This is a genomic window from Guptibacillus hwajinpoensis (genome assembly GCF_020171785.1).
GTDB classification, from domain to species: domain Bacteria; phylum Bacillota; class Bacilli; order Bacillales; family Guptibacillaceae; genus Guptibacillus; species Guptibacillus sedimenti.
The window spans coordinates 74,257-100,150 of record NZ_JAIVAE010000015.1; the positions used below are offsets into that span (position 1 = coordinate 74,257).

Annotated in this window: 35 protein-coding genes; 21 read left to right on the forward strand and 14 right to left on the reverse strand. The window is 41.3% G+C overall.

The window, feature by feature from the left end; genetic code table 11:
• Nucleotides 1-74: 74 nt before the first annotated feature.
• Nucleotides 75-611, forward strand: coding sequence for a small multi-drug export protein (locus LCL91_RS19235; RefSeq protein WP_224884791.1), 537 nt, complete (start codon nucleotides 75-77; stop codon nucleotides 609-611).
• 61 nt (nucleotides 612-672) lie between these two features.
• Here the strand turns inward: LCL91_RS19235 and LCL91_RS19240 are convergent, their stop codons facing one another.
• Nucleotides 673-897 carry a hypothetical protein gene (locus LCL91_RS19240; protein WP_224884793.1) on the reverse strand — a complete coding sequence of 75 codons (225 nt, stop codon included), beginning with the start codon at nucleotides 895-897 and terminating at the stop codon, nucleotides 673-675.
• Nucleotides 898-1,114: 217 nt separating this feature from the next.
• On the opposite strand from LCL91_RS19240, the gene LCL91_RS19245 reads away from it, so the two are divergent.
• The 3 genes from LCL91_RS19245 to LCL91_RS19255 all read left to right on the forward strand — a co-directional run bounded on the left by LCL91_RS19245 (nucleotide 1,115) and on the right by LCL91_RS19255 (nucleotide 3,652).
• Complete coding sequence (locus LCL91_RS19245; protein WP_224884795.1) at nucleotides 1,115-2,206, forward strand: YheC/YheD family protein; 1,092 nt, start codon at nucleotides 1,115-1,117, stop codon at nucleotides 2,204-2,206.
• Between the two features lie 664 nt (nucleotides 2,207-2,870).
• Nucleotides 2,871-3,308 carry a hypothetical protein gene (locus LCL91_RS19250; protein ID WP_224884797.1) on the forward strand — a complete coding sequence of 146 codons (438 nt, stop codon included), beginning with the start codon at nucleotides 2,871-2,873 and terminating at the stop codon, nucleotides 3,306-3,308.
• A 113-nt stretch (nucleotides 3,309-3,421) separates the two neighbouring features.
• On the forward strand, nucleotides 3,422-3,652 hold the full coding sequence (locus tag LCL91_RS19255) for a hypothetical protein (RefSeq protein WP_224884798.1): 231 nt from the start codon (nucleotides 3,422-3,424) through the stop codon (nucleotides 3,650-3,652).
• A 136-nt stretch (nucleotides 3,653-3,788) separates the two neighbouring features.
• Here the strand turns inward: LCL91_RS19255 and LCL91_RS19260 are convergent, their stop codons facing one another.
• Nucleotides 3,789-4,181, reverse strand: coding sequence for a hypothetical protein (locus LCL91_RS19260; protein ID WP_224884800.1), 393 nt, complete (start codon nucleotides 4,179-4,181; stop codon nucleotides 3,789-3,791).
• A 247-nt stretch (nucleotides 4,182-4,428) separates the two neighbouring features.
• Between LCL91_RS19260 and LCL91_RS19265 the strand changes: the two genes are divergently transcribed.
• From LCL91_RS19265 to LCL91_RS19275, 3 genes are all read left to right on the forward strand, one after another.
• Nucleotides 4,429-4,929, forward strand: a complete 501-nt coding sequence (locus tag LCL91_RS19265; RefSeq protein ID WP_224884802.1) for a DinB family protein — start codon at nucleotides 4,429-4,431, stop codon at nucleotides 4,927-4,929.
• A 61-nt stretch (nucleotides 4,930-4,990) separates the two neighbouring features.
• The gene (locus tag LCL91_RS19270; RefSeq protein WP_224884804.1) at nucleotides 4,991-5,503 is read left to right on the forward strand and encodes a GrpB family protein; all 513 of its coding nucleotides are present in this window, start codon (nucleotides 4,991-4,993) and stop codon (nucleotides 5,501-5,503) included.
• A 476-nt stretch (nucleotides 5,504-5,979) separates the two neighbouring features.
• Entirely contained in the window at nucleotides 5,980-6,168 is a 189-nt protein-coding gene (locus LCL91_RS19275; RefSeq protein ID WP_224884806.1) for a hypothetical protein, read from the forward strand.
• A 156-nt stretch (nucleotides 6,169-6,324) separates the two neighbouring features.
• On the opposite strand, the gene LCL91_RS19280 is transcribed toward LCL91_RS19275, so the two are convergent.
• A complete protein-coding gene (locus LCL91_RS19280; protein WP_224884808.1) occupies nucleotides 6,325-7,716 on the reverse strand; it encodes a UDP-N-acetylmuramoyl-tripeptide--D-alanyl-D-alanine ligase in 1,392 nt (463 codons plus the stop codon).
• 164 nt (nucleotides 7,717-7,880) lie between these two features.
• Here LCL91_RS19280 and LCL91_RS19285 point away from each other — a divergent pair, with 164 nt between their 5' ends.
• Nucleotides 7,881-9,218, forward strand: coding sequence for a YheC/YheD family protein (locus LCL91_RS19285; RefSeq protein ID WP_224884810.1), 1,338 nt, complete (start codon nucleotides 7,881-7,883; stop codon nucleotides 9,216-9,218).
• Between the two features lie 131 nt (nucleotides 9,219-9,349).
• Here LCL91_RS19285 and LCL91_RS19290 read toward each other — a convergent pair whose 3' ends face one another.
• On the reverse strand, nucleotides 9,350-9,589 hold the full coding sequence (locus LCL91_RS19290) for a hypothetical protein (protein ID WP_224884812.1): 240 nt from the start codon (nucleotides 9,587-9,589) through the stop codon (nucleotides 9,350-9,352).
• Between the two features lie 420 nt (nucleotides 9,590-10,009).
• Here LCL91_RS19290 and aspA point away from each other — a divergent pair, with 420 nt between their 5' ends.
• The 12 genes from aspA to LCL91_RS19350 all read left to right on the forward strand — a co-directional run bounded on the left by aspA (nucleotide 10,010) and on the right by LCL91_RS19350 (nucleotide 20,915).
• Entirely contained in the window at nucleotides 10,010-11,440 is a 1,431-nt protein-coding gene (gene aspA / locus LCL91_RS19295; protein WP_224884814.1) for an aspartate ammonia-lyase, read from the forward strand.
• A 434-nt stretch (nucleotides 11,441-11,874) separates the two neighbouring features.
• Nucleotides 11,875-13,149 (forward strand): ABC transporter substrate-binding protein, encoded by a 1,275-nt coding sequence (locus LCL91_RS19300; RefSeq protein ID WP_224884816.1) that lies wholly within the window; start codon nucleotides 11,875-11,877, stop codon nucleotides 13,147-13,149.
• 69 nt (nucleotides 13,150-13,218) lie between these two features.
• The gene (locus tag LCL91_RS19305) at nucleotides 13,219-14,172 is read left to right on the forward strand and encodes a carbohydrate ABC transporter permease (protein WP_224884818.1); all 954 of its coding nucleotides are present in this window, start codon (nucleotides 13,219-13,221) and stop codon (nucleotides 14,170-14,172) included.
• Nucleotides 14,173-14,175: 3 nt separating this feature from the next.
• Entirely contained in the window at nucleotides 14,176-15,012 is an 837-nt protein-coding gene (locus tag LCL91_RS19310) for a carbohydrate ABC transporter permease (RefSeq protein ID WP_166000736.1), read from the forward strand.
• A 74-nt stretch (nucleotides 15,013-15,086) separates the two neighbouring features.
• Nucleotides 15,087-16,100, forward strand: a complete 1,014-nt coding sequence (locus tag LCL91_RS19315; protein WP_224884820.1) for a LacI family DNA-binding transcriptional regulator — start codon at nucleotides 15,087-15,089, stop codon at nucleotides 16,098-16,100.
• Nucleotides 16,101-16,129: 29 nt separating this feature from the next.
• Complete coding sequence (locus LCL91_RS19320) at nucleotides 16,130-17,473, forward strand: GH1 family beta-glucosidase (protein ID WP_224884822.1); 1,344 nt, start codon at nucleotides 16,130-16,132, stop codon at nucleotides 17,471-17,473.
• A gap of 493 nt (nucleotides 17,474-17,966) precedes the next feature.
• Nucleotides 17,967-18,503 (forward strand): RNA polymerase sigma factor SigY, encoded by a 537-nt coding sequence (gene sigY, locus LCL91_RS19325; RefSeq protein ID WP_224884824.1) that lies wholly within the window; start codon nucleotides 17,967-17,969, stop codon nucleotides 18,501-18,503.
• Entirely contained in the window at nucleotides 18,500-18,832 is a 333-nt protein-coding gene (locus tag LCL91_RS19330) for a YxlC family protein (protein ID WP_224884826.1), read from the forward strand. The genes sigY and LCL91_RS19330 overlap by 4 nt, the downstream gene beginning before the upstream one ends.
• Nucleotides 18,819-19,031, forward strand: coding sequence for a transcriptional regulator (locus LCL91_RS19335; protein ID WP_224884828.1), 213 nt, complete (start codon nucleotides 18,819-18,821; stop codon nucleotides 19,029-19,031). The genes LCL91_RS19330 and LCL91_RS19335 overlap by 14 nt, the downstream gene beginning before the upstream one ends.
• A 4-nt stretch (nucleotides 19,032-19,035) precedes the next feature.
• Complete coding sequence (locus LCL91_RS19340) at nucleotides 19,036-19,236, forward strand: PLD nuclease N-terminal domain-containing protein (RefSeq protein WP_202407261.1); 201 nt, start codon at nucleotides 19,036-19,038, stop codon at nucleotides 19,234-19,236.
• 12 nt (nucleotides 19,237-19,248) lie between these two features.
• Nucleotides 19,249-20,142: an ABC transporter ATP-binding protein gene (locus tag LCL91_RS19345; RefSeq protein WP_224884830.1), complete on the forward strand. Its 894-nt coding sequence runs from the start codon at nucleotides 19,249-19,251 to the stop codon at nucleotides 20,140-20,142.
• A complete protein-coding gene (locus LCL91_RS19350; RefSeq protein WP_224884832.1) occupies nucleotides 20,139-20,915 on the forward strand; it encodes an ABC transporter permease in 777 nt (258 codons plus the stop codon). Before LCL91_RS19345 ends, LCL91_RS19350 begins: the two co-directional genes overlap by 4 nt.
• A 326-nt stretch (nucleotides 20,916-21,241) precedes the next feature.
• Here the strand turns inward: LCL91_RS19350 and LCL91_RS19355 are convergent, their stop codons facing one another.
• The 7 genes from LCL91_RS19355 to LCL91_RS19385 form a co-directional block, all read right to left on the reverse strand.
• Nucleotides 21,242-21,565: a hypothetical protein gene (locus LCL91_RS19355; protein WP_224884834.1), complete on the reverse strand. Its 324-nt coding sequence runs from the start codon at nucleotides 21,563-21,565 to the stop codon at nucleotides 21,242-21,244.
• Nucleotides 21,566-21,586: 21 nt separating this feature from the next.
• Nucleotides 21,587-21,931 carry a DUF1433 domain-containing protein gene (locus LCL91_RS19360; protein ID WP_224884858.1) on the reverse strand — a complete coding sequence of 115 codons (345 nt, stop codon included), beginning with the start codon at nucleotides 21,929-21,931 and terminating at the stop codon, nucleotides 21,587-21,589.
• Between the two features lie 48 nt (nucleotides 21,932-21,979).
• Nucleotides 21,980-22,252 (reverse strand): hypothetical protein, encoded by a 273-nt coding sequence (locus LCL91_RS19365; protein WP_224884859.1) that lies wholly within the window; start codon nucleotides 22,250-22,252, stop codon nucleotides 21,980-21,982.
• Between the two features lie 114 nt (nucleotides 22,253-22,366).
• Entirely contained in the window at nucleotides 22,367-22,696 is a 330-nt protein-coding gene (locus LCL91_RS19370) for a DUF1433 domain-containing protein (protein WP_224884860.1), read from the reverse strand.
• Between the two features lie 35 nt (nucleotides 22,697-22,731).
• Nucleotides 22,732-23,064 (reverse strand): DUF1433 domain-containing protein, encoded by a 333-nt coding sequence (locus tag LCL91_RS19375; protein WP_224884862.1) that lies wholly within the window; start codon nucleotides 23,062-23,064, stop codon nucleotides 22,732-22,734.
• A 34-nt stretch (nucleotides 23,065-23,098) separates the two neighbouring features.
• On the reverse strand, nucleotides 23,099-23,431 hold the full coding sequence (locus LCL91_RS19380) for a DUF1433 domain-containing protein (RefSeq protein WP_224884864.1): 333 nt from the start codon (nucleotides 23,429-23,431) through the stop codon (nucleotides 23,099-23,101).
• A 155-nt stretch (nucleotides 23,432-23,586) separates the two neighbouring features.
• Nucleotides 23,587-23,934: a DUF1433 domain-containing protein gene (locus LCL91_RS19385; protein ID WP_224884866.1), complete on the reverse strand. Its 348-nt coding sequence runs from the start codon at nucleotides 23,932-23,934 to the stop codon at nucleotides 23,587-23,589.
• Nucleotides 23,935-24,145: 211 nt separating this feature from the next.
• Here LCL91_RS19385 and LCL91_RS19390 point away from each other — a divergent pair, with 211 nt between their 5' ends.
• Nucleotides 24,146-24,322, forward strand: a complete 177-nt coding sequence (locus tag LCL91_RS19390) for a hypothetical protein (protein ID WP_224884868.1) — start codon at nucleotides 24,146-24,148, stop codon at nucleotides 24,320-24,322.
• Between the two features lie 84 nt (nucleotides 24,323-24,406).
• On the opposite strand, the gene LCL91_RS19395 is transcribed toward LCL91_RS19390, so the two are convergent.
• The 3 genes from LCL91_RS19395 to LCL91_RS19405 form a co-directional block, all read right to left on the reverse strand.
• Nucleotides 24,407-24,559 carry a hypothetical protein gene (locus LCL91_RS19395; protein ID WP_224597178.1) on the reverse strand — a complete coding sequence of 51 codons (153 nt, stop codon included), beginning with the start codon at nucleotides 24,557-24,559 and terminating at the stop codon, nucleotides 24,407-24,409.
• A gap of 246 nt (nucleotides 24,560-24,805) precedes the next feature.
• Nucleotides 24,806-25,150, reverse strand: a complete 345-nt coding sequence (locus LCL91_RS19400; protein ID WP_224884870.1) for a hypothetical protein — start codon at nucleotides 25,148-25,150, stop codon at nucleotides 24,806-24,808.
• Nucleotides 25,151-25,328: 178 nt separating this feature from the next.
• Nucleotides 25,329-25,619 carry a hypothetical protein gene (locus LCL91_RS19405; protein ID WP_224884872.1) on the reverse strand — a complete coding sequence of 97 codons (291 nt, stop codon included), beginning with the start codon at nucleotides 25,617-25,619 and terminating at the stop codon, nucleotides 25,329-25,331.
• Nucleotides 25,620-25,894 lie beyond the last annotated feature (275 nt).

Consider the following 25,894-nt stretch of genomic DNA (forward strand, 5'->3'; position numbering starts at 1 on the left):
ATTCCTCATTAACCTATCGTGAAGCAATTGCGTAATAAAAGAAATTAGGTGGATTTTAGAAGGGAATGGAGAGAATGTTTTTATCGTATGTATTAGTGTTTGTTCTGGCTGCGATTCCTTTATTTGAACTTGTTGCTGTTATCCCATTAGCGATCATCGGCGGACTGTCACCAGTACTAACGGGTGTACTTGCTTTTTTAGGAAATGCCCTGACTGTTATTCTATTAATCGTTTTTGTAGATAAATTTAAAAGTTGGAGGAGGAAACGAAAGCAAAAGCGTCCGAAAGATGTGATCCAGGAGGAGGGCGAGACGACAGAGGCACATGTCGAAGAAGTGCAAGAATCGAAAAAAGAGAAGCGAGCAAGAGTTCTTTTTGATAAGTATGGTTTACCTGGATTAACGATCATCGGTCCTTTTTTCGTTGGCTCGCACATCTCCGCGTTTATGGGAATGAGCTTCGGGTCGAAAAGAAAGATGGTCACAAGCTGGATGATGACTAGCTTAGTTCTTTGGACAGTGATTATGGCGGTAGCCTCAACCTATGGAGTGGCCTTTTTTGTACCTGATGTAGAAGATGATGGCGTTTTGGTTCGGTTGTTTACGAACTAGCATTCTGGGATTTTTCACTTCTTAAAGAAAAGCAAAAGTCCCCATATAAAGGGACCTATCATTAATATAAAGGCTGTGTGGTATGACAGGGTGGAAATCCGTTAATATCCTGAATCATGTAAAAATCATACTGCTTTAAGGCGAATTGGGTTTGATACATATATTCCATCACGAGGAGCTTTCCATCAGATGTCCCGCACAAAATCCCTGATGCCCCCTGTCCATTGACGAATGAAATTCCAATCGGATAACCTATTAAACTTCGAATTTTTTGTTGCCATGGCATCTTCATCACTCCTTCCTACACATCATATTGGATGGAGAAGAATAGGTGCCTGAAGTTTGGTAGCCGTTTAGGAAGTGAGCCGCATTTCACAAGTCATAGGCCACTCGTTTTTAATAAAATTCCTTCAAGCAGTCATTGCGAACGAAATGAAATTCGTGTGACCAGGCACACCTCTGCCCCGTTTTGCAATAGATTAAAGCGAAGGGGGCAGATCGGCGTGAGCGATCACTATCTAGGAATTATTCTTCCCAAATCAACGTATGAGGCGATGCCTGACCTACAGGGAGGCACGCGCAGCATGTTCATGATTTGGGAGAAAGCAGCGAGAAAACATGGCCTTATTCCTTGTTATATGCGGTTCTTTGATATTCAGCCAGGCGTGGCAACGGTGAATGCTTATGTCTATAATAACGAGACGTTTCATCTTCAAAAAGTTCCAGCGCCGAAAGTCATTTACACGCGTGTCCTCGATTACTTGCCAGCTTATCGTTCTCATCTGAAATCCTTAATGAAGGAAGGGCACGTGATCTACAATGTGCCGAATTATGATGTGGAGAAACATAAGGTGCACGATCTGCTAGTTAAAAACGAGCGTGTAAGAAACCATTTACCAGAAACAGAGCTGTTTACCGTGTCGAACTTAAATAAAATGGCAGCTCGATACAATCAGCTGATTCTTAAAAAAAGTTACGGAGAATTTGGGATGGGCGCAATGAAAATGGAACGTGTGAAGAAGGGGTGGCGCCTTTCTTATAAAACAAAAGAAGGCGAGTTAAAGCAAGTCGATTTTAAAACTAAGCTCCCGACCGTGCTTATCAATCGGATCCGCAATTATACCTATTTAATTCAGGAAATGATTCCACTTGCAACTTACAAAACCCACCCATTTGATTTGCGAGTAGCTACACAAAAAAATCAATACGGGGAGTGGCAAGTATCGGGGCTGATGTGCAAGGTGGCAAATGGAGGAGACTTTCTAACGAATGGGGCCCAGGGTGGAACGACTTACACACTCGAAGCGGTTGCTCCGCACTCGCATCCAACCATTCCCTCCCAAACACTTGTGGAGAGCATTCATCAATTAGCACTTCAAACCGCTCGTATTCTTGATCAGCATTTTCCACACCTAGCGGATCTCGGCTTCGATATTGGGATCACAAAAGAAGGAAAACCGTATTTTATAGAATGCAATTTTATCTCTGACTATGTGAGCGGATTGTTTGAAGATGACCGGATCCTTCACGACGAGTGGGAATCTGTGTTTCGGACGCCGATTGAATATGGGAGATACGTAATGGATCGATTTTAGAAAAAACAGATATACTGATGGTGTCTAGCGGGTTCTGTTGATACAAAAATTAAAATCATACATCAAAGAGAGCGCCGAATCACATGGATGATGGTGCTTTTTTCTTAGTTAATGTTATAACTCAAAACTTCGATGCGTATGGAAGTTGTCTACCAAATGAAAAGCTTTTAAAATTTTTGGTTATGCAAGAGAGTTGGAATGATGGTTGAAAATGTCATTGATTTATAGTGAAACCCCTGCTGCTAAATATGATGATCAGTAAAAAGGTTAGGTGAAATTATGACAAGAAAACAAAGGTATTTGCAACTTATTATTGGATCACTCATATTTATCATTCTAAAATTACTACTCCAGTTAGATAATTATGTTTTTATCGTATTGATGGGGATCATTCTTGTAAACGTAGTGTTGATTGAAACCAGGAAAGATAGAAATAACAAAGTAAAATAGCAGAACCTAGTTACATTGTAAGCTCATCCCGGTGACCATACATACAAGTTAATAGTAGTACCAGTATGAAATTCGATATCTTTGATTTCAAGTCGTGGCACTCTAGAGGATTCATTGTTCTATTGATCGGAGCGTTTGCTTTTAAAAAAAGTAAACGCTCTTTGTAGGATTAGAGTGATAATAAGGATATGAAAAAACGAGAGGAGGCTGTTTATTGGGTAGGATAATTGTTTCATTAATGGCTATTTTTTTGTTGCTTTTAACGGGGTGTTCAGAAAAGGAGCTTTCATACACTGAAATAAATATTAAAGATGCAAAAGAAAACGTTAAGACGTTTATTGATGAGACTGAAGATCTAAATGGAACACATTTATATTATGAGAATGATCAAGTAGTCTATGTATTTGTGAATGGGATAAATGTAATCCAAGGTGATGAAGCCATTTATTTTGAAGATTTTAATTTAAACGCTGATGAAGAGAGCGATGCGTTAGAGGTTTCTTACACCCAGAAAAAAACTGAAGACTATTCAAATAAAGAGTTAAATCATCAACTTCTATACAAAGTGGTACTAGATAAGAAATATGAGACTCTGAATGCTTTTCAAAATGGTGAAGCCGTTACGTTTGGAAGTGTTATGTCTTCTGATTAATTCAACAACCTCGGAGCTACTGTTGGATAAAACAGGAGTATCAACTCTATTCCTTAATCTTTTCGTTTAGCTTTTTACAAGCTCTAGTTGAAACGCTTGAATGGAGTGATGAAATGACTAAATATCAGTGCAAAGAGTTTCAAAATGGGATTCAAATTGGAGAAGAGTACAATTTCTATTATGGAAAGGATGAATATTGGATTAGCCAAAATGAAGAGAGATTTTACTTAACAAAAGTACAAGGCGCCGTTACGCAAGAGTTTAGTACAGCGTCACAACTGTTCGCAGAGGGTAAAGTTGATGGAAGATGCATCTCTGATATTTATGAAGATATTGAGTGGTGAATTCGACAGAACTAAGCTTTGTCTCAAATCCAATTAACTTGGATCGATTCTGGAAGTCCCATCAACCCTTATTGTTCTTATGCGTTTTCCAGAATAGAGATAATGTAGAGAATAGCCATCTAAGATGTTCTCTACATTATTTTGAAATAGGTAATGGGACGTTTTTATACCATTTTAGCCATTTTTTAAGCAATAGAAGAAAATGATAATAGGACATTGAGCAGCATAGAGTGATTAAGACTACTGAGGGCATATCTACGGTTGTAAAATCTCCCCCTATACTAATCATCACAGTCATTAAACAACCTGCTAAAACACCTGATATTAAGTAATAAAAGAGCTTCATAATATACATTCTTTGCTTGCTTTTTCTTTCTTTACTAAATTTATCAACAAAGAGCGAAACGGGAACGGCAACAAGAATAAAAATCGGTAAAAAAATAAATATACCAGATAAGAAGTCACCTACAACCACTCCTGCAATAGTTGATGAAAGAAAAGCTGCTATCAACCTTAAAACAAATATCAAAGTGAATGAATCCTTTCTGCAAATACCTCGCGTTAATGTGAATTACATTGTATCAAAATATTGGAGCGAATCTGTACTTTTGTTAGCTACCTTAGGTTTGATTTATTCAACAAACTCAGAGCTTGATATTAATATATACCTTGTTCAACTATAGGGGCAGGTATTTGTCACCATTAATAGTATAGTTATTCATAAATAGAAAACGAGTAGTCAGATTTTTATTTGACTATTACAAAGGAGGGTTTAAATGAGTAACAATCATGAACTGCTTCTTACTTTCAGAAATGATCTTTACACTTATTCATTGGAACAGCTAAGATATATCTCAAAAGAAGGGGTTTGGTCGATTGGGCAGATGTATGACCATTTAATTGTTGTTGCCCATGAGTATCTAGATCATATCGAAACATGTTCGATATCACGTGAGGAACAAGTTCTTGGGAAAACCCAGTTTGGTGAGCAATTATACAAGAATGGAGGTTTTCCACCTATTAAAATAAGATTACCAGATGAACTAAATTCTCCACCAAATAATACAGACAGCAAGGAGGATCTAATTAAGAGGATGGATCAATTAATTCAAAGGTTGAGTCATTGGGAATCGAAAGTGAATAATATTAATTCAAATTATAAAGTTGAACATGGAGGGTTCGGCTGGTTAAATGCAAAGGAATGGTATGAGTTGGTTATGATGCATTTTCGTCATCATTTGCGTCAAAAAAAGGAGTTGGAAAGTTACGTATTATAAGTGGGAATTACTTTATGAATGGGTTGCCTCTCGGGGCAAAATTAATAAAAACAAGCTCTGTATGACAAAACCGATTGTGAATTTGATTGAATATAATACTGATTGGGAAAGTCAATTTGATTATGAGAAAAAGCGAATTATCGCTGCTATTGGTGATAAAATAGCTGGAATTGAACATATTGGAAGCACTTCAATAAAAGGATTAAAAGCCAAGCCTATTATTGACATTCTGGTCGGAATAAAGGATTTAAATAGTACATCAGCTTTTGTGCAACCATTAAGCGAAGTAGAATTTGAATATGTTCCAAAACCAGAGTTAACTGATAGAAGATTTTTCAGAAAGGGACTATGGGGAAAGGGGACTGCTCATTTACATATTTGTAAAATACATAGTACAGAATGGGTAGAAAAAATAATGTTTCGTGATTATCTTAGAAAGCACTCTGCAGTAGCTGAGGAATATGCTTTGCTAAAAAGTGAACTCGCTACAAAATACAAGTATGACAGATCTGCATACACCCAACAAAAAGACCCATTCATTAAAGACATTCTTAGAAAAGCCAGAAGAGAATGATAAAAATACTTTAATACCATCATTTCGGAGCGATGGTTCAATATTATGATACATAGTTAAAGGTATTTATATAAAAGAAGGAGATCTTCTAATGAATAAATGAATTAAAGAGAGTATGATCTCTGCACTCGTATTTGCAGGCATTGCTGTTCTTTCATAGACGGAGCAATAAAATGGCCAATCGTAACAGGACTAATGATGGGCGGTTTATTTCCAGGTATTTCATTATTCCTAAGATGAGTAAGCAAGGGGGTGGAGAAAAACAGTGAATATACCGTTTTTCGAGTCTCTATCATCTTTTATTCGATTCTAGGAAATTTGATCGGTGTACAAGGAGCGCTTTCTCATGTGCTTGGTTTTTTATTTGGTATAGGAATGAGTGTGCTTCTACTATAATTGGATATTTCTCTCAATAAATTGAAACGTACCTCAACCTATAAACGTAAATATACATAAGACTCTAAAGGAGGCATTGGATGGTATTTAAAAACGTTTTTCATAAAGAGCTAACGTGTTCAAACTGTCATCGCGTATTAAAATCAGGAGATGACATCTATGTCCATCTTACACTTCCAAATGAAAAGAAAATGCCAGTTGGTGTTTTAGATCAAGTATTAAGGAAACACTCAGAAGTCGTTTATTGCAAAACGTGTTATAAACAATAGCCTTCTTTTGGTATCGACTCGGTATATAAGATCGAATCAATGACAGGTTGAAATGGCATCGTGGCTATTTTCTATATAGAGATTAGAACGACCAGTGACAACAGTCTCTGATCGTTCTTTATCGTTTTAGCTATTGATTTTAAACGGGAGACAAACTCAGTCTTTCGTTGATCTCGCAACGAGCGCCTGCAGGGTATTGCTAAATGATCGGCGCATCGATGTTTTTAGTAGAATCGACGTTTGAGGAGAAGCGAGCTGATCGAGAAGAGAAAGTAACGCGGCCTGAGTCGTTACGTTATGAATCGCTTTCGGATTCATGCCTTGCTTAGCGGCTTCAAGACAAATCGGATAAGCATTTTTGCCAACGGCGATGAGAACATCGACGTTTTTCTTTGCCGCAAGAGCGCCCACTTTGCGGTGTTCCTGTTCCGCGTAATCCCCAAGCTCTTCAATTTCCCCTAAGACGGCAACTGTTTTTCTTCCTTCCGCTGTTTCAACAAGAACTTCTAACGCGGCTTGAATCGAAGTGGGGTTTGTATTCCACGTATCGTCGATGAGCAGACTTCCTTTTTTTCCTTCATAGAACTGCAAGTGACTTTTAATGTGACGGAACGTATGAAGGCGCCGAATCGCATCCTGGATCTTTACGCCGACAAGCGTGCATGCACCAATCGCAGCAAGCGCATTGGAGACGTTGTGCGTGCCGTATCCAGGTACAAAACAAGCGAACTCACCTTCATGGCAGGAAAGGATGAAATCCATGCCGTTTTTCTTAAGATTAAATTGGATTGAATGGGCTCGGAAATGCGCTCTTGGATCCTGGCCATAGTATAGAACTTTTCCAGTGAACTCTCTTAAATCAAGGCTCTGAATCGTTTCATCATCTCGGTTTAAAAGGATCGTGCCGTTCTTGCCAACGGCTTTTAACATCTTTGCCTTTTCAGCGGTATAGGCATTCTGGCTCCGAAATCCCTCTATATGATCCGTCCCTATTGCTGTGATAATCCCAATTTGTGGCTGAAAATAATGCGCAGAATAAAGCAGCTGATTTGGTCCAGATACGCCCATTTCAAAAACGGCATAATCGGTTTTTTCGTCGATTTCAAGCAAGTAATCAAGGTTTCTTGCGAGTCCGTTATGACTTAATTTTGTTCGAACAACGTGATTGTTTTCGGAGAGAATCCATGAGATCATTTCTTTCGTTGTCGTTTTTCCACACGTACCTGTCACGCCGATTACAGGAAGCTGGAATAAGCTACGGTAGAACGAAACAAATCGGTAATATGCTTTTCTCACATTCTCTACATAGATAATCGTCACATCATCTCGTACATGCTTCAGGGCTTTTGGATTAGAGGTGACGACGGTTAGATTGCGGACTGCCGGTAATGGAAGGGAGGCCTTTCGTTTCAATATAAATACAAGCGATGAATCTGTGATCAGATGTTCCCCATACTTTGCCGCGTTGTGAATGGTTTTGGTAATGCTCCCTGAAAGAACCTTTCCTTCTAGCACAGGAATCAATTGACGTAATGGAAGGTTTTTCATCGTAAACCTACTCTCGTATTAGACTTCTATGTATGTTATTCGCATTCATAGAAATCTGTACGGGCTAATCCATCATCTTAAGCGGAAGCACATCCCTCTTTTCTTCCAAAAGCATATACTACCCTAGAGCTTGCCAGCTGTGAAAATGGAGCGGGGGTAGTAGGATGTATGTGATCAAACCATACGAGAAAAAAGGCCAAATGATGATCGTTTCAAAATCATCCATTCCTGGTCTAGTTGGATATTTAAATAAGCAAGTGCGGCTACAGTTCGGAATTAGATCGGTAGAAGTCACGATTCACTTTTCTGATGCGATTAATAAAGAAAATGTGTATCTTTCAACAGATGTGCTGAAACAGCTTAGACTTCCATTAACGTGCGGCTATGATTTGGTTGTACAAGGAGGCAAGGTGACGATCGGTCCTTTTATCGGGATTCTTTGTGAATTAACGAATCGGAAACTAACGGAAATGTTACCAACGTACAGTAGTTTTGTGAAAGGTTACCGATACATTGGGGGCGCGATCGCTGTATTTTCGATCGAAGGAATTCAGAAAGAAAAGCAAACCATTTCTGGTTATCTCTACGATCCAGAGAAAAACAGCTGGGAAGTAAAGTCCTTGCCCTTTCCAGCCGTCGTGATGTCGATAGCTGAGCCGAGTTTAACCGCCTCATGGGAAGTCTTTCATGAGCATATGAAGAATTTTGACTCGCTGCTAGGAGGTCGCGTTTTCAACTATCCGCATTTCTCGAAATGGGAAATGCATCAAATGTTACGATCAGAATTAAAGGAACATCTGCCTGAAACGACGCTTTACACAAATGTTGAGGATATCCATGACATGCTGTACAGGCATGGAAACATCTATATTAAGCCGTTACACGGTCGATTAGGGAAACGCATCTTTAATGTTGTTAAAAATGGTGAACAAATAAAGGTGAAATATGATGAGAAACGGAAGAGACATGAGGAAGTATTTTCGTCTAATGCCGAGAGCCATCTCTTTTTTCAAAAGCATCTTATTTCAGGCGCTTTTCTTATTCAACAAACGATTCCACTTAAACTGCATAAAGGAAGCGTAATTGATTTCCGGGTGATGGTTGCAAAGAATGAGAAGGGGTTGTGGGAGAACTTAGGAATCTACTCAAGGTACGGAGCTAGAGGGCAAATTGTTAGCAACATAACGGCGGGGGGACATACTGAAATTGCAAGAGAAACGTTGAAAACTGTATGGAAACTTGAAGATAAAGAGATTCAGAGAGTCGAACAGGAAATGGAGCATATTGTGTTACGTTCGATTAAAGTATTAGAAAAGCACGGCTATCATTTAGGTAACATTGGGATTGATGTAGGATTAGATGACAATTGTCAGATGTCGCTGATTGAAATCAATCATCAAAATCCCGATCCGTACATTGCGCTAATGGCCAAGGATCGCCTGGCATTCTACAAGTGTCGATTTCAATTGATGAGGTATGGACGGTATTTGGGTGGGTTTTAGCTGGGGAGACTTCTGGTGAAGGAGAGAACGAATGGAGCTATCCTTTTCGCATACGGGCTTTGCAAAGAGAGAAGCAAGTAAGAAAAGGATAGCTATCTTATTGGAATTGTTTTTTTCATAGATATCCTCATTCATTGGTGGATTTCTGCAAATTCTACGAATGGATCGACGCGAAAGAACAGCTGTTCCAACTCTTTAAACGAACACATCACTTGATCAGATGTTTCATCAAAGAAGACAATCGCATAATCATCGTCATTTTCTGACCAAACACGTTGACCATAAGGGAGCGAATGATCATTCTCAAGCGTAACGTCTTTAATATCAAATGTGGCATGAATCCATTCTTGAACTCGTTCACGAGCTTCCATGTTTTAGCCTCCTTTAAAAAGTATTTCTCCTACTGTTACCCGAATTATATGGGGGTTAAGCAAATATTTTTTTGTTTTAGCTAAAGTATGCGTATGAAAAGTATGGGGAATGGGAGTTAAAGACGGTGAATTGAAGAAGAAAAAGAGAGCTCTCGTCATGAGGGCTCTCTACTTGTGTGCAGCGTGCTTTTTGCGAGAAGGATTCTCTTTAGCTAATAAAAAGCGAATTTGGCCAATATATGTGAAATATAGCCAAAAAAATTAAAAATTAGCCAATATATCAGGATTTTGGCCAATAAACAGGGGGTTCACCTTATCGATCGTTTATACTATTATTTATCATGGACGAATCAGTGGAACTTAGGAGATTAATCATGACAGTTCGATCGATTAGAAGAAGAATAAGAAGGAGAAGTTATCATGCCGACAACAATGAGTCACACAAGAATTGAATCTGACTTTTTAGGAGAAAAAGAAGTACCAATAGATGCTTATTATGGTATTCAAACCCTGCGCGCCGTGGAGAATTTTCCGATTACAGGCTACCGCATTCATGAAGAATTGATTAAAGGATTCGCGATGGTGAAGAAAGCGGCGGCGCTTGCTAACATGGAAGTGAAACATCTGTATTCCGGCATTGGGAATGCGATTGTGGAAGCAGCGGACGAATTGCTAGAAGGAAAGATGCATGACCACATCATCGTCGATCCCATCCAGGGAGGCGCCGGCACTTCCATCAACATGAACGTAAACGAAGTAATCGCCAACCGTGCGATTGAATTGTTAGGTGAAGAAAAAGGGAACTACATCGTTTGTAGCCCGAATACGCATGTGAACATGTCACAGTCGACAAACGACTCTTTTCCAACGGCCATTCACCTCTCCGTTTTAAATATGATGGAGCAACTCCTTAGCACGATGGAAGACATGCATGCGGCTTTCGAACAGAAAGCTGAAGAGTTTAATCACATTATTAAAATGGGGCGTACTCATCTTCAGGATGCGGTACCGATTCGACTTGGGCAGGAGTTTCAAGCATACAGCCGCGTCATCGCAAGAGATATAAAGCGAATCAAACAATCTCGTCAGCATTTGTATGAGCTGAACATGGGCGCAACGGCGGTTGGCACAGGACTAAATGCTGATCCGCGCTATATTGAATTCGTCATCAAAGAACTTGCTGATATTAGCGGTTTACCGCTTGTTGGGGCGGAAGACATGGTTGACGCGACGCAAAATACTGACGCATATACGGAAGTTTCCGGTGCGTTAAAAGTGTGCATGATGAACATGTCAAAAATCGCGAATGACCTGCGCTTAATGGCGTCAGGACCACGAGCAGGATTGGGCGAAATCAGCTTGCCTGCAAGGCAACCCGGCTCTTCGATCATGCCAGGTAAAGTGAATCCAGTACTACCTGAAGTGATTAACCAGGTTGCTTTCCAGGTGATCGGAAACGACAACACCATCTGCCTCGCTTCAGAAGCAGGACAGCTCGAGTTAAACGTCATGGAGCCAGTGCTTATTTTCAATCTGCTTCAATCGCTTAGCATTATGAAAAACACGTTCCGTACGTTTACAGACAACTGCTTAAAAGGCATTGAAGCGAATGAAGATCGTCTCAATGAGTACGTGGAAAAAAGCGTTGGTGTGCTTACTGCCGTAAACCCGCACATCGGGTATGAAGTAGCGGCGCGAATCGCGCGAGAAGCGATCCTAAGTGGCGCCTCGATCCGCGAACTTTGCATCAAGTATGATGTGCTGACAGAAGAAGAACTGAACTTAATTCTAGATCCTTATGAAATGACGCATCCAGGAATTGCTGGCGTGTCATTGTTTGAGCGGGAGTAGTTGTACTAGGGAAGCCACCCTTCGTTGTTAAGCGGAAGGGTGGCTTTTTTTGTGAGGTGGGTCGTTTGGAGCGAGGGGTAGTGCAGGGAACACCTGTGGGATTTAGACTCATTCTCGTTAGCTAATAAAAATTGATTTTGGCTAATATATTCTAGGTTTGGACAATAAAAATCCAGTTTGGCCAATATAACCGAAATGTAGCCAATAAAGCGAGAAATCCTCCGTCTCACAACTGAGATTAAGGAAACCGGTTTACAAAAACGTGGTTGAAAAATTAGAAAACTCCCGCATTTACCATTGAAATCGGATACATTATGTGGTTTAATCATAAATAACGAACCATTCCGGCTATTTTTTTTGCTGGTTTACGAAACCGGTTTCCTTAACTTGTTTTGTTCATCTATGGGTCTATCATTTATTGGAGGGGATATAGGATGAAAGGTAAAAAGAAATTTCTTTCCGTGCTGTTGCTAAGTACAGCTTTAGTATTAGCTGCTTGTAACGGGGGCGGAGAAGAGTCATCTGGAGATGGCAAAGTGAAATTGAACTTTTGGACATTTGGGGCGACAAATTATGATTCTCTAGCGGAAGAATATATGAAAGAAAATCCAGATGTTGAGATTAATGTAAAAACGTCTGAGCTAGGCGATCACCATAACAGTCTCTTTACATCGATTTCTGCAGGAACGGGCGCACCAGATCTTGCGATGATCGAAGTGGATCAGCTGGATCGTTACCGCGAGGCGCAGGAGCGATTTGTGAACCTGTATGATCTTGGGGCAGACGAAGTGAAAGGCGATTATCTTGATTGGAAATGGAACATGGCAGAGAGTACAGATGGCGACTTCTTGTTCGGACTTCCAACAGATATCGGTCCAAAAGCGATGTACTTTAACGTGAATGTTTTTGAAGAAGCGGGCTTACCGACAGAACCTGAGAAAGTACAAGAAATGATTTCCTCACCTGATCAATTTGCAGACGCTGCGAAAACGGTACTTGATGAAACAGGCAAACCAATGGTTGATAGCATGGAAATGGCTTATCGTGCCAACATGGATGCTTTAGAGAAAAGTTACTTTAATGAGAAAGATGAACTGATCATTGGCAAGGAAGGCAATGAAGTTAAAGACGCTTATGACTATGCTGTTTCTCTTTATGAAAAGGGTTACGTAGGAAATTATGAAATGTGGACGCCTGAATGGGCAACGGCTCTTAACAAAGGTGACTTTGCGGTTGAGATGGCGCCAGCATGGTTGAAAGGCTACATGACCGAAAATGCTCCAGAAGGAAAAGGCAACTGGCGCGTATCAACACTACCAAGTGAGTTTGCTGGTAACTGGGGCGGGTCATACGTCGCAATTCCAGCAGAAACTGAGCATAGTGAAGAAGCGTATGAGTTTGCAAAATGGCTCGTTTCTCCTGAAAACCAGTTGAAATCATTTGAGGAGAGCGGACTTTTCCCTTCAGCTCCATCCGTGTATGAAATGGACGAATTTGTGAATAACGAAGATGAATACTTCGGTGGTCAAAATACAGCGGCTACTTTTGCTGAAGCAGCGAAAGAAATTCCAGCTGTCTACAAAGGACCAAAATACGTAACAGTTAATGATGAAGTACTGACTGCTCTAAGAAACGTACAAGAAGGCGCTGATCCTGAGAAAGAATGGAAAGATGCGGTTAAGCGTATCGAGGGGTTAGTGAAACGATAAACAGAAAGCTGCTTAAAGGCTGGCGGGGGAAAACTCTTCCGGCCTTTAACTTTGGAGGAGGTTAAGTCATTGGAGGATGTGCAAAAGCAAGCAAAAGCTCGTAAAACCATCAAAGCTAGTAAACTGTCTGAAAAGAAGAAAGACATGATTTCAGGCTATCTCTATGTTGCACCATTCTTTATTGTGTTTGGGATTATTGGGTTATATCCAGCTCTGTTTAGTATTGTCCTAGCTTTTCAGGAATGGAACGGGCTTGGTGAGATGGAGTTTGTAGGACTTAGTAATTTTGCAGTCGTTTTACAAGATCCGTTATTTTGGAAGTCTTTATATAATACGGTCATCATCGGGTTAATGGGAACGGCCCCGCAGTTAATTGTCGGGATTGTTCTAGCTTATTTCCTTAATCTGGCCGTCATCCGTTTCACAAACTTTTTCAGGGTAACGATTTTCATGCCATACATCACGTCGATGGTTGCCGTTGCTCTTGTCTTTGGCGTTTTCTTTAGTAGTAATGAAACGGCACTTGCAAACTACGTGATTGGCTTGTTCGGCGTTGATCCGGTGAGCTGGAAAACGTCTGAATGGGGAGCGAAAATTGCGATTGCGCTCATGGTATTTTGGCGCTGGGTCGGCTATAACACCATCATTTATCTAGCTGGTCTACAAAGTATTTCGAAGGATCTGTATGAAGCGGCTACGATTGATGGAGCGAACAAACTCGAACAGTTTATCTACATTACGATTCCACTATTGAAGCCATTCATCATTCTAACGGTGTTTATGTCGACTGTTGGTGCCCTTCAATTATTTGCAGAACCAACCGTGTTCTTAGGCTCGTCTGCATTCAGTCGCGATGAAGCGATGACAGTGGTGATGTACTTGTACCGTGATGCCTTTAACCTTGGCTCATTCGGAACCGCATCCGCTACGGCCGTCTTATTGCTCATTATCATTATCGGTGCTGCAGCGATTAATACGTGGCTAACATCTGGCATTGGCAGCAAGAAGAAGAGAGGAGTGTAAGGAATGAAAAAAAGAAAAAATCAATCAAAAGCGGGCACGTTACCGATTTATCTTATTTTAGGCTTTACCTCTCTCTTTTCTCTGTTCCCATTTTACTGGATGTTCGTCATGGCGACGCAGCCGAGTGCGGCGTATAACTCTATTCCACCGACGTTACTACCTGGTGGAAAGCTAGTCGAGAACTTCCAGAAAGTGCTCGATACGATTCCGTTTTTCCAGGCGATGTGGAATACCGTCTTGCTATGTACAGTCGTAACCGTAGCGGTTTTGCTGATCAGTTCATTAGCAGGATTTGCGTTTGCGAAATTCCAGTTTCCAGGGAAGAACTTTTTGTTCATTTTAATTCTGTTAACAATGGTTATTCCGCCACAGCTGGGATTGATTCCACAGTATTATCTGATTTCTCAGCTCGGCTGGCTTGATTCGTTATTAGGTGCGGGAATCTTATTTCTACTAAATCCACTCGGAATTTTCCTAATGCGTCAATACATCAGCGAATCCGTACCTGACGAATTAATGGAAGCAGCGAAGCTTGATGGCTGTTCGAATTTTAGAATTTATTGGAGTATCGTCATTCCGATTATCAAGCCTGCTTTTGCAACACTCGGGATTATTGTCTTTACGTTAGTTTGGGGAGAATTCCTGTGGCAGTTCACCGTTTTGCGTGATCCTTCTTCTTATACGCTACAGGTGGCGCTTGCTTCTCTAAACAATGCTTTCCGAGTCGATTTCGGAATGTTACTTTCAGGCGTGTTCTGGGCAACGGTTCCATTGATTATTATTTTCCTTATTTTCAACAAGTGGTTTATTTCGAGCATTACGGAAGGATCTGTTAAATAATCGGCTGTCTCTCCCCCGTATTTTGATACAATAAATGAGAATACGTTAGCAATGTTGCTAAGGAGATGAACGCGATGAATTTAACGATTAGAGATATTGCTCGAATGGCTGGGGTATCTCCAGCGACTGTATCAAAAATTATGAACAATTACGATGGGATCAGTGAGGCCACTCGTCAGAAAGTATATAAAATCATTGAAGACACAAAATACCAGCCAACTTTTTCAGCGAAATCGCTGGCTACGAAGAAATCAAACTTAATCGGGTTAATCTACGCCGGTAAAATTAACGTTGATTTCAAACACCCATTCTTCAATGAAGTCATGAATACATTTAAGAAAGCAGTGGGGGCGCTCGGATATGATCTCCTTCTGTTTTCAAATGAAAAGTTCTATCAAGGTGAAAGCAAATACCTGGAGCGATGCAGGCATTTCCATGTCGATGGCTGCTTGATCGTAGCGGGGGATGAAATTGAGGCGGCGGTTCATGAAATCGCGCAAAGTGAGATTCCGTGTATTGGCATCGATTTAAAGTTAGAGGGACCAAAATCCAGTTATATCATGACGGATAATGCCAAGATTGGTATGAAAGTCGTTGAGAATTTCTATTTAAATAAAGTAAAAAAGGTCGCGTACATTGGTGGGAAGCAAGATTCGCTTATTTCGGGGATTCGAAATGAAGGATTCATGGAAGCGATGAAGCAGTTCGGTCTGCCGTTGAATGAAAAGTGGATTCACTATGGCGATTTCTTCGAGGATAGTGGGTACCACGCGATGAACAAGATTCTTCAGGACGATGAACGTCCTGAAGCCGTGTTCGCTGCTTCTGACATGATGGCTCTCGGTGCGTTGAAAGCGATGAAGGAGCACGGCATCAAGGTACCAGAAGATATGCAACTTATCGGCTGTGATGACATCGAATCTTGTCGCTATAGCGATCCCCCTTTAACGACCGTGAAACAGGACAAACAAAAGTTAGGAAAGCTCGCAGCCTACATGCTGGATGATTTAATACAAGGAAACGAAGAGATCCATCCAGTGAAAGTGGACCCTGATCTTGTGATTCGATCATCTAGTATAGAAAGGTAAGAGGGCTCCGACTACAGGAGGCTACCAACATGACAACAATTCAATTTCCAGAAACGCTGAAATGGGGCGCAGCAACCGCTTCTTATCAAATCGAAGGCGCAGCAAATGAAGATGGCCGTTCGCCGTCTATTTGGGACACGTTTTCCCATGCGCCAGGTAACGTGAGAAATGGAGACCATGGAGACGAAGCATGCAATAGCTATCATTTATATAAAGAAGACGTGCAGCTTCTCAAGAAGTTAGGCGTCGATCTTTACCGTTTCTCGATTGCATGGCCACGGGTGATGCCTGAAGGAAGAGGCGAGCTAAATCCGAAGGGCGTCGCTTACTATCAAAACTTGATCGATGAGCTGATCGAAAATGGCATCGAACCGATGATTACCCTTTACCACTGGGATCTTCCTCAAGTGCTCCAGGACAAAGGTGGCTGGGAGAACCGCGAGACGATCGATGCGTTTAACGAGTATGCGGTTGCGATGTTTAAAGAGTTCGGCGACAAGGTTTCGAAGTGGATTACGATCAACGAACCGTGGTGTGCTTCCTTCCTATCAAACTACTTAGGCGCACACGCTCCTGGTAAAACGGATCTACAAGCGGGCGTCGACGTCGCACACCATCTGATGGTTGCTCATGGTAAAGCCGTCCAATCCTTCAGAGAGCTTTTACCAGACGGTGAAATCGGCTATGCCCCGAATACAGGATGGCTTGAGCCATTTAGTAATAAGCAAGAAGATATCGATGCATGTAAGCGAGCAATGATGTGGCAGAAGGAATGGTTTATGGATCCTGTCTTCAAAGGGTCTTATCCAGAAACGTTGATTACGATTTTCGAAAACCATAACGCAAAGCTCAAGCTTGAGGACGGGGACCTTGAACTGATTTCTCAGCCGATTGATTTCATGGGCATTAACTATTACACGGGTAGTCTCGGACGGTATAAAGAAGGCGAAGGACTTTTTGAAGTAGAGGAAATTCCACTCGATTACCGAAAGACGGATATCGACTGGCCGATCTATGCAGATGGGTTCTACAACGTGTTATGTGATCTTCACGAAACGTATGGTGATGTGCCGATTTATATCACAGAAAACGGTGCTTGCTATAACCATGAAGTAGAAGACGGAAGAGTGCGTGATCAGGAGCGGATCGATTACTTAAAGCAGCATTTAACTTCCTTACACCGTGCGATCGAATCTGGAGTGCCGATCAAAGGCTACATCGTCTGGTCACTGCTTGATAACTTCGAGTGGGCATTTGGCTACGAAAAGCGCTTCGGTATCATTCATGTGAACTATCGTACGTTTGAGCGCACGCCAAAGGACAGCTACTACTGGTATCGCCAGACGATTAAGAATGGGTGGTTTGAGGTTTAAGAGGTTAAGGTTTGAGGCATGAGGTGAGAGCAAGACTCGCCGCGGGCGAGGGGGTTTGCTCAAGCATGAATAACCAGGTAGGGATACACGTTTTGTGTGGACTGCCTGGTTTTTTGTATAGAGTGAGGTGAGCGGATAGTGCGTGGAAGGGTGGAGCGCTTGTTGAAGGCTAGAATCATTCTTGTTAGCTAATAAAAGTTGAATTTGGCCAATAAAGAGGACGACACTAACAAGCACTGTGAATTTAGCAAACACACCCGATTTCGCTCATTTTTCTCAAATCCTATGAGTGATGTTAGGTAATGGGAAGAGCATGTGGTTGTATGAAAGTGTTGAATATGGAAAGTAAGGAAAAGCTAATTTCTGACAGACGGAAGTTAGCTTTTTATGTATCATTTGTGGAAAGGTATAGATAAATCTAAATAAATATAATTCAAATGAACGATTTCTATGAGGTCAGCGTCATATAGGTGCAGGTAAAGGAGAGGGTTGTATGGAACGCGAGGAGGAGATTCAATTAATTCAGCAAGCACAAGCTGGAAACGATGATGCGTTCACTCAGCTTTTTCAGTGCTATTATGCTTTCCTCTACAAATATCTTTTAAAACTAACCTTGAATGAAGAAACGAGCGTTGAGCTTGCTCAGGAGACGATGATGAAGTGTTATGTGAAACTTTCCTCCTATAAAGGGGAAGGAAAGTTCTCCACCTGGATGATCTCGATTGCTTCAAGGCTATACATGGATGTGCTTCGAAAACAAAAGCGAGAAAAGAAATGGGTGGAGGATGAGAAGCATGCCCTATCGCGAAAGCTAGCGTGGGAATCCAGTACGAAAGGAATGAATTGGAGCGATCTTTTCACAGACTTTAACACGTTAGACTCCACCTTAAGAGTTACGATCTTGTTACGGCATTATTATGGCTACTCGTATGACGAAATAGGAAAAATGCTCGGTATCCGTACAGGAACTGTGAAATCCAGGGTGCACACGGGGTTACAGAAGTTACGAAAGGAGTTGGATACGCCGTGAATGACAAGGAAGATAAAAAGATTGTGCAACACCTTAAACAGGATTGGCAGCAAATCGATGATCTTGGAAAAGAATCACTTTCAAAGGTGGATATGCATGAGCAACTTTTGATGTTCCAACAAAAAAAGAAAAAAGCTTTTTATCTTGAAAGTGCGCTCTTTCTGTTAACAGCGTTTGTGATTTTAACAGCTGTCACCATTAGTCTTTTCCAAGCTCCGATCTTCTTTCTAATCATCCAGATCGTGGCAAGCCTGATCGTTCCTTTTGGTGTCTATTTCACTTATAAGAAAGTGAATAAGAAAGGAGTGGTCAGTCATGACAAACCTTGAGCTCTTTGTTCTTGTTCCGATTCTGATCCTCTTGTTGCTCACCCAGAGCATGCTTCTCTTTGTCGATGCCAAGAAAAAAGGTAGCTACCCGTGGCTATGGGGAATCTGGGGATTGATTCAATTACCGATGCCAACATTATTTTACTTGCTGTTCGTCGTATGGCCATATAAACGAAGGCTAAAAAAGGGGAGGAGTTGAAAACATGGAAGTTTTGAACGACATAAACTGGGCACTAGTTGCGCCTCTATTGATCTTGCAGGCGATCTTAACCATTTCAGCGCTTGTGAGCTGCATCAAGCAAAAGGAAACAAACGGACCAAAATGGATGTGGATCCTTCTAATTCTGTTTGTGAATCTTTTTGGAGCGATTCTTTATTTTGTGATCGGACGGAAAAACAGTTAGGGGGTGGAAAGCATGCTTGTTAACATCGACAATCTATCGAAACAATTTAAAGAAAAAAGAGCGGTTTCGAACCTCTCATTTACCATACGTGAGGGCAGTTGTATCGCCTTGTTAGGTCCAAATGGAGCGGGTAAAACGACGACGCTACAGATGTTAGCTCGCCTCCTCACACCTGACTCAGGCGCCATCCAATTTAAAGGATATGCTGAGAAAGACTATCGGCCATTGATTGGCTTTTTACCTCAGCACCCATCCTTTTTTAATTGGATGACAGGCAAAGAATTTCTGTTTTTCGCCGGGAAGCTATCATCTATTCCAAAGAAACAGCTTCAAGCTCGTGTACAGGAGACGTTAAGGTTTGTAAGTTTAGAAGAGGCGATGAATAAAAAAATCGGAGGCTTCTCCGGCGGAATGAAACAACGCCTCGGCTTAGCGCAGGCTTTGCTTCATAAACCGAAGCTTCTCATCCTAGATGAACCGGTATCAGCGCTCGATCCAAAAGGCAGGCGAGATTTCTTACACCTGATTGAAGAACTGAAACAAGACATGACGGTGCTTTTTTCGACTCATATTTTACATGATGCCGAGCAAATCTGTGATGAAGTTCTTATCCTGCAAGATGGCTGTCTCAAGTGGAAAGGATCACTGCCTGCTTTACGTAAAGAGTTTGACCTATTGCCCATTAAAGTCCAAACCGAAGAACCGATGAACGGCATCATCGAACAGCTTGAGATCATCGAAGACTATGAGTATATTGATGCGAAAACAGTGAAAGTAAGATTGCCTGAGTATGTTCACCATAATGAGTTTTTACAGGCGCTCATTAACCGGAACCTATCGGTGACTCATTTTGAAATCATGCAGGACTCATTGGAGGATGCCTATATGAAGGTTGTGAGACAATGAACCGGTTTCTAACGTTACTACACAAAGAAATTACTGAACTGATGCGGAATGGTAAGTTGATTTGGCTCCCGATCGTTCTCATGATTATCGGCATCTCGCAACCACTGACAAGCTACTATATGCCACAAATCCTCGATATGGCCGGTAACCTACCAGAAGGAGCAAGCATCACGATCCCGACCCCTACAGGTGAAGAAGTATTGAGCGGCGCCATGTCTCAATATGGCACGATCGGAACATTGTTGTTTGCGCTCGCCACCATGAATGTCATCGCTCAGGAACGACAAAATGGTTCCATTACGCTTGTGATGGTAAGACCCGTGAACGAGTGGCAATACCTAGGCAGTAAAACGGTTGCCCAGCTTGCCCTTTTGCTTCTATCACTTATCTTAAGCTACTGCCTCACCTGGTATTATACGAATTTATTATTTACTCCGGTCGACTGGCAGGTCATGCTGAGCAGCCTCGTCATGTACTGCTTCTGGGTGATCTTTGTCGTTTGCGTCACGATTTTTGTTGGCACGATCATCAGGCAGAGTAGCGCAATCGCCGGCGTCAGTCTTCTTTTTCTAGCGCTAATCAGCCTGCTGACGTCACTACTTCCGAAATTCATGGAGTGGAGTCCAGGAAACATAAGGGGAGAAGCGACAAAGCTCTTAGTTGAACAGCAGTGGACCGAGTCAGCCTGGACGGTCATCGGTAGTACCGCAACGTTATCTCTTTTGCTATTTATAGCGGGCGTCATGGTGATGAAGAAGTATAAGCGTTATTAGAGGGGGGAGGGTAGTTGGGGCGAGGTGGGGAGGGAGATGGAGATGGGGGGGCGGTGTGCCGTACGTGTTTTGTTAGAATGATTCTCGTTAGCTAATAAAACGTGGATTTGGCCAATATATTTCGATTTTGGCCAATATATTTCGATTTTGGCCAATAAAAATAGATTTTGGACAATATATCTGGGATTTGGCTAATAAACAGGGGCTACGCAAGAACCGAGACCACATCTTTGCTCAGTAATCACACGTTTGCTCTCGACATGCGTCCTTTATTCTGCGGCAAGTAAACTAATTCGCGTTTTCATAGAGCCACCTCATAGCCATATTTAGTATTCACAAACTCTTTCTTCACACCCCTTTTTCCTAGGAGGAAAAGCATCGCTTCGAATGGCTAACCCGGCGACTGTAAAATCTTCTTCAAGGTTGATGGTGAAATCCTCACCTTGATTCACCGTACCATCAATCGCCATACCGCCCGTTTCCGTTTGATAGGGATCGTCTAATGTTATTTCTTCTATTAAAAAGTTGTTCACCATATAGCTTTCCGCTGCTTCAGTTGCTTTTTGGATGGTCTCCTCATCATACGATTCTGCCTGGCATCCGCTAAAGAGGATCACCAAGGCGAGGAAAGCACCTCTATAGGACTTCATTCCATTTCACCTCACATCAAATCAGTGCTCATATGTACACGTGCGCTCCATACAATTTTCTTTTCGATCCGGAAATGTCTCGCTTACCCCAACACTTCCAACCGAAAAATCATTTTCAATTCCCGCGGAAAAAGTACCCTCACCGTTATTCACCGATCCCTCTACCGTCATGCCGCCCATTTCATTTTGGTAGTCGGTTGTGATTTCAACAGATTGGATCTCTTTAAAGTTGCTCTTGATGTAATTTTGTGTGGAAGCCTCCGCTTTAACGATGGTTTCTTCATCATACGTTTCATGGGAAGATGCCCAACTACACCCACCAAGGACAGTGAACATAAGAAGCACGATAAGAAGTCGTCTTAACAAAAAATCACCTCGCAATCAGGAATGGGAAGCCGCACTTTTTCCGTCACGTTAATAGTCACAGATGTTCTCCTTACACGCTTCTTTCTTCTCTGGAAAATGTTCGCTCTGGATGGACATAACTGAAATCGTCAAATCGTTATTTAACATCACTGAAAAAGCCTCTCCATTTGCTTTCCCTTCAAGCTTGAAACTTCCCATCTCGCCCTGGTAGGGATTCTTCAGAGAGATTTGTTCAATGCTCTCATAATTATTTTCTATATAGCTTGTCACACTCGCTTTCGCTTCTTTGATCGTTTCCTCGTCATATTCCTCTCTTTGCATCAGGCTACATCCCGTAAGTAAAAGAAGTGTTAATGTCAAAAGAGAAAGGGGCCATTTCAATAGAATCACTTCCTTAGAAAGTTACAAACTATCATTTTGAGACTAGGGATTAACCTATTCTTCCAGCTGTCCATAGTCACACGAGTGCTCTCGGCACGCTTCTTTCCGTTCGGGAAATCCCTCGCCCTTCCCGATCCCTCCGACCGTGTAATCTTCATTTACCCCAATGTTAAATGTGGCCTTCCCATTGACCGTTCCTTCTAGAACGAGGCCCCCCATTGGAGCAGAAGGAGAATTGTTAAATTCTACGCTTTCAACGTTTTGAAAGTTAGCCTTTAGATAGCGCTCCACGCTCGCTTCTGCTTTGTCGATTTGTTCTGGATCTTGCTCCACACCACAACCGATTAGGATCGTAAACGATAGGAAAAAGACAAGTCTTTTCATTCACTATGCTCCTTACTATAAATGTTAGGAAACGCCTATTCATAATCACAAACGGTATGACGGCATTCTTCCTTTACGTCAGGAAATCCCTCCGTTTCACCAACGCTTTTCACCTTGAACGTTTCCGGATCGACGCTCGCTGAAAATTCAGCGCCATTGACCGTTCCGTTTATCATTAAACCTTCCATCGGATCACTCGTATCCTCGCTGAACGTCATTATTTCTACGTCTTCATAATTATGACGGAAATAACTTTCTACGCTCTCTCTTGCTTTTTCAATCGTTTGTTTATCAACCGTTTCTGATGAAGAAATAGCGTTACATCCTAATAAAAAAATTAAAAGGAAGATACCAATAGTACGTTTCAAAAAAACACTCCCTGTTAAAGAACATAATGACAACTTAGTCATCACAAACTTTCTCCTTACACGCGGGTTTCTCTTCAGGGAAACCCGGTCCTTCGCTGATCGCGATCACGTTTAACGAGTTGTCCATGTCCATTGAGAACACAGCCTCTCCATTTACTTTTCCTCGGATCACAAGCCCACCCATAGGGTCACTATGATCGTCACTAAAAGTGACCTCATCAACGTTTTCATAATTCGCTCTTAAAAAATGTTCCGCTTCTTTCTCTGCTTGTAAAATAAATTCTTCCGAGTACTCATTACTACCAGTAGAGAATAGACTACACCCGCTAAGGAAAAGGGCGAGCATGATAAAAATTGGTGCTTTCATTGCATGATCATCACCTCTCGTGAACGGCGGTTAGAAGTTGCCCCACCACTGTTAGAATCATTCTAGTTAGCCAATAAAATAGCAGAATGGCCAATATAATTAGATTTTAGCCAATAAAGAGGGCGACACTCGGTATAAGAGGGGAGATGCCTAGATTAATACGCACAAATCTGGTCTTTACACGCTTCTTTCATATCAGGGAAATCCTCTCCTGGAGCTAAATGCCCAATAGAAAAATTACTTCGAACGCCAGCTGTAAATTCAGTCGCCCCGTCATTAACCGTTCCCTCAATCGTTAAACCACCCATTTCACTTTCATAGGACCTGGTTATCTCAACCGATTCGATATCTTCATAGTTATCAGCAATAAAACGTTCAACCGATTTCTTTGCCTTGTCGATGGTTTCCTCATCATAGTCGTTTTCCTGTGAGAAAAACCCGCAAGCCCCTAATAGACTGGAGAGGGTGAGGAAGAAAAATAATCGTTTATAAAAGGGAACCACCTCGTTTTGATTCACGTTGTTAATAGATTGGTAGTGATGAAAAACGCTGAATCTAATTATACCAAATAAAGGTAGAGGATGAAGAGATCGTTGATTTGCTAGTTTCATTACGATTGAAAAGCATGTTTCGTATATGAGAGTAAGTGGTAGTTAAAATAGAAAGTTACAATATTTGGATGGTGTGAGAATAGGAGATTTGAAGGGGGTAAACATGTCTTTTGGTAAGAGGTTCCTTATTACATGGTTGAGTGTAATGGTATTAATGAGTATTGAGTATGTGTTTTTGCCTGATCATGTCATTATAAAGGGTCTTGCACTAGGTTTAACAACCATTACAGTTGCGACAGTATTGAACAAACTGTATCCCAGAAAAGAAAAAACGAAATAATCGTACATCCATAAGATCATTCTTCAGCTAAACGAATCATAACCATACACCACCCGAGTTGCGTATGGTTATGAGGTGTATTATTTACGAACCACAAATCTGTTCTTTACAAGCTTCTTTCATCTCTGGAAACCCTTCCCCTAATCCTAAACTTCCAACAGTAAAATCATTGTCGATTCCAGCTGAGAACCTAGCTTCACCACCATTGACCGTTCCATCTACATTTAGTCCACCCATTTCGCTTTGATAAACTTTAGTGACCTCAACGGATTCAATCTCTTCATAATTATTCGTGATAAATTTCTCAACAGAAGCCTTTGCTTTTTCCTTTGTTTCGTTGTCATAATTCTCACTCTGATTATGGAAGCTACAAGCAGCTAAGAGTAGAAGAACGACAAGAGGAAACGTTTTTAATGTAGAAATAGAACCATCTCCTAACCTTTAGCTCGAAAATGGAGCAAGCGCATTGAATGTAAGAAGCATTTAATCGTCACATAGTCTCTCCAAACATTCTTCTTTCTTTTCAGGAAACTGTTTACTTTGAATCGCTATCCCAGCTACCATCAGATCAGTGTCTAGGCTTACGGAAAAAGCTTCCCCGTTTGCTTTACCATCCACGGTCATAATCCCCATTTCTGCTTCATAGGGCTCGGTGACTTTAAGGGTTTCGATGTTAGCGTAATTGTTTTCTATGTAACTCGTCACGTTTGCTTGTGCTTCTCTCACTGTTTCGTCGCTGTATTCTTTCGTACTAGAATTCACACTACAACCAACTAATAAAATGAGCATAATTAGCGATACAATGGCGTAAATGCGGATGAATTTCATATGTGGATCACCTCAAATTGAATTATTCTATGTATAAATATCAATCAGCTAGCTTTATGTATTTTCTCGATTAGCCTAAACAGTATAGAAGGGAAGAGGGTAGCCCACATACTGCAAAAAGAAAGCCTGCTTGCACAGAAAAGATCTAAGGCAACAGGCTGAGAGAGTAGTAAACTTGTTACTTCCTAACTTCATAGTCACAAGAATGCTCTTTACATTCTTCTTTAGGCTCTGGAAATCCTTCACCCATGCCAATGCTTCCAACTGTAAAATCATCATTCACTCCGATAGTAAATGTCACTTTTTTATTAACAGTACCTTCAAGAACAAGTCTACCCATCGGTGTAGAAGGAGACTCTTGAAACTCTACGCTTTCGATATTTTGATAATTATTTATAATGTAACTTTCTACGCTGGCTTTCGCCTTTTCAATAGTTTCTTCGCTATAGTTTTCACTGTTAGAGTTCACACTGCAGCTCCCTAGCACTACTAGTGATAGGAATAGAAAGAAATGAATTCGTTTCATTTTCATCAATCCTTTGTTGCTAAATTAAACATGAATTTATTATACCAATTAGAGTAAATATAGAATCTTATAAATTCGACCTAAATCGGGTGGTGACATTGGTTGACCCCCTTATAATGGACACATGAGGTATCATAAAGATACGAGACAAGTGAGTTTAAGGGGGAAAAAGGTAATGGCGAGAAAACCACATTCTACATTTGAATTAAGAAAAAGGG

Bases quoted from the DNA above. Each gene is read 5' to 3' on its own strand.
- LCL91_RS19340 (WP_202407261.1), top strand. From the start codon at position 19,036: ATGGAAGTTTTGAACGACATAAACTGGGCACTAGTTGCGCCTCTATTG.
- LCL91_RS19255 (WP_224884798.1), top strand. From the start codon at position 3,422: ATGACTAAATATCAGTGCAAAGAGTTTCAAAATGGGATTCAAATTGGA.
- LCL91_RS19285 (WP_224884810.1), top strand. From the start codon at position 7,881: ATGTATGTGATCAAACCATACGAGAAAAAAGGCCAAATGATGATCGTT.
- LCL91_RS19290 (WP_224884812.1), bottom strand. From the start codon at position 9,589: ATGGAAGCTCGTGAACGAGTTCAAGAATGGATTCATGCCACATTTGAT.
- LCL91_RS19240 (WP_224884793.1), bottom strand. From the start codon at position 897: ATGCCATGGCAACAAAAAATTCGAAGTTTAATAGGTTATCCGATTGGA.
- LCL91_RS19355 (WP_224884834.1), bottom strand. From the start codon at position 21,565: ATGAAGTCCTATAGAGGTGCTTTCCTCGCCTTGGTGATCCTCTTTAGC.
- LCL91_RS19300 (WP_224884816.1), top strand. From the start codon at position 11,875: ATGAAAGGTAAAAAGAAATTTCTTTCCGTGCTGTTGCTAAGTACAGCT.
- LCL91_RS19320 (WP_224884822.1), top strand. From the start codon at position 16,130: ATGACAACAATTCAATTTCCAGAAACGCTGAAATGGGGCGCAGCAACC.
- LCL91_RS19265 (WP_224884802.1), top strand. From the start codon at position 4,429: ATGAGTAACAATCATGAACTGCTTCTTACTTTCAGAAATGATCTTTAC.
- LCL91_RS19365 (WP_224884859.1), bottom strand. From the start codon at position 22,252: ATGCAAAGAGAGGAATATGACGAGGAAACGATCAAAGAAGCGAAAGCG.
- LCL91_RS19310 (WP_166000736.1), top strand. From the start codon at position 14,176: ATGAAAAAAAGAAAAAATCAATCAAAAGCGGGCACGTTACCGATTTAT.
- LCL91_RS19280 (WP_224884808.1), bottom strand. From the start codon at position 7,716: ATGAAAAACCTTCCATTACGTCAATTGATTCCTGTGCTAGAAGGAAAG.
- LCL91_RS19350 (WP_224884832.1), top strand. From the start codon at position 20,139: ATGAACCGGTTTCTAACGTTACTACACAAAGAAATTACTGAACTGATG.
- LCL91_RS19400 (WP_224884870.1), bottom strand. From the start codon at position 25,150: ATGAAATTCATCCGCATTTACGCCATTGTATCGCTAATTATGCTCATT.
- LCL91_RS19315 (WP_224884820.1), top strand. From the start codon at position 15,087: ATGAATTTAACGATTAGAGATATTGCTCGAATGGCTGGGGTATCTCCA.
- LCL91_RS19390 (WP_224884868.1), top strand. From the start codon at position 24,146: ATGTCTTTTGGTAAGAGGTTCCTTATTACATGGTTGAGTGTAATGGTA.
- sigY (WP_224884824.1), top strand. From the start codon at position 17,967: ATGGAACGCGAGGAGGAGATTCAATTAATTCAGCAAGCACAAGCTGGA.
- aspA (WP_224884814.1), top strand. From the start codon at position 10,010: ATGCCGACAACAATGAGTCACACAAGAATTGAATCTGACTTTTTAGGA.
- LCL91_RS19380 (WP_224884864.1), bottom strand. From the start codon at position 23,431: ATGAAAGCACCAATTTTTATCATGCTCGCCCTTTTCCTTAGCGGGTGT.
- LCL91_RS19335 (WP_224884828.1), top strand. From the start codon at position 18,819: ATGACAAACCTTGAGCTCTTTGTTCTTGTTCCGATTCTGATCCTCTTG.
- LCL91_RS19345 (WP_224884830.1), top strand. From the start codon at position 19,249: ATGCTTGTTAACATCGACAATCTATCGAAACAATTTAAAGAAAAAAGA.
- LCL91_RS19370 (WP_224884860.1), bottom strand. From the start codon at position 22,696: ATGAAAAGACTTGTCTTTTTCCTATCGTTTACGATCCTAATCGGTTGT.
- LCL91_RS19275 (WP_224884806.1), top strand. From the start codon at position 5,980: ATGGTATTTAAAAACGTTTTTCATAAAGAGCTAACGTGTTCAAACTGT.
- LCL91_RS19235 (WP_224884791.1), top strand. From the start codon at position 75: ATGTTTTTATCGTATGTATTAGTGTTTGTTCTGGCTGCGATTCCTTTA.
- LCL91_RS19395 (WP_224597178.1), bottom strand. From the start codon at position 24,559: ATGGGTGGACTAAATGTAGATGGAACGGTCAATGGTGGTGAAGCTAGG.
- LCL91_RS19270 (WP_224884804.1), top strand. From the start codon at position 4,991: ATGACAAAACCGATTGTGAATTTGATTGAATATAATACTGATTGGGAA.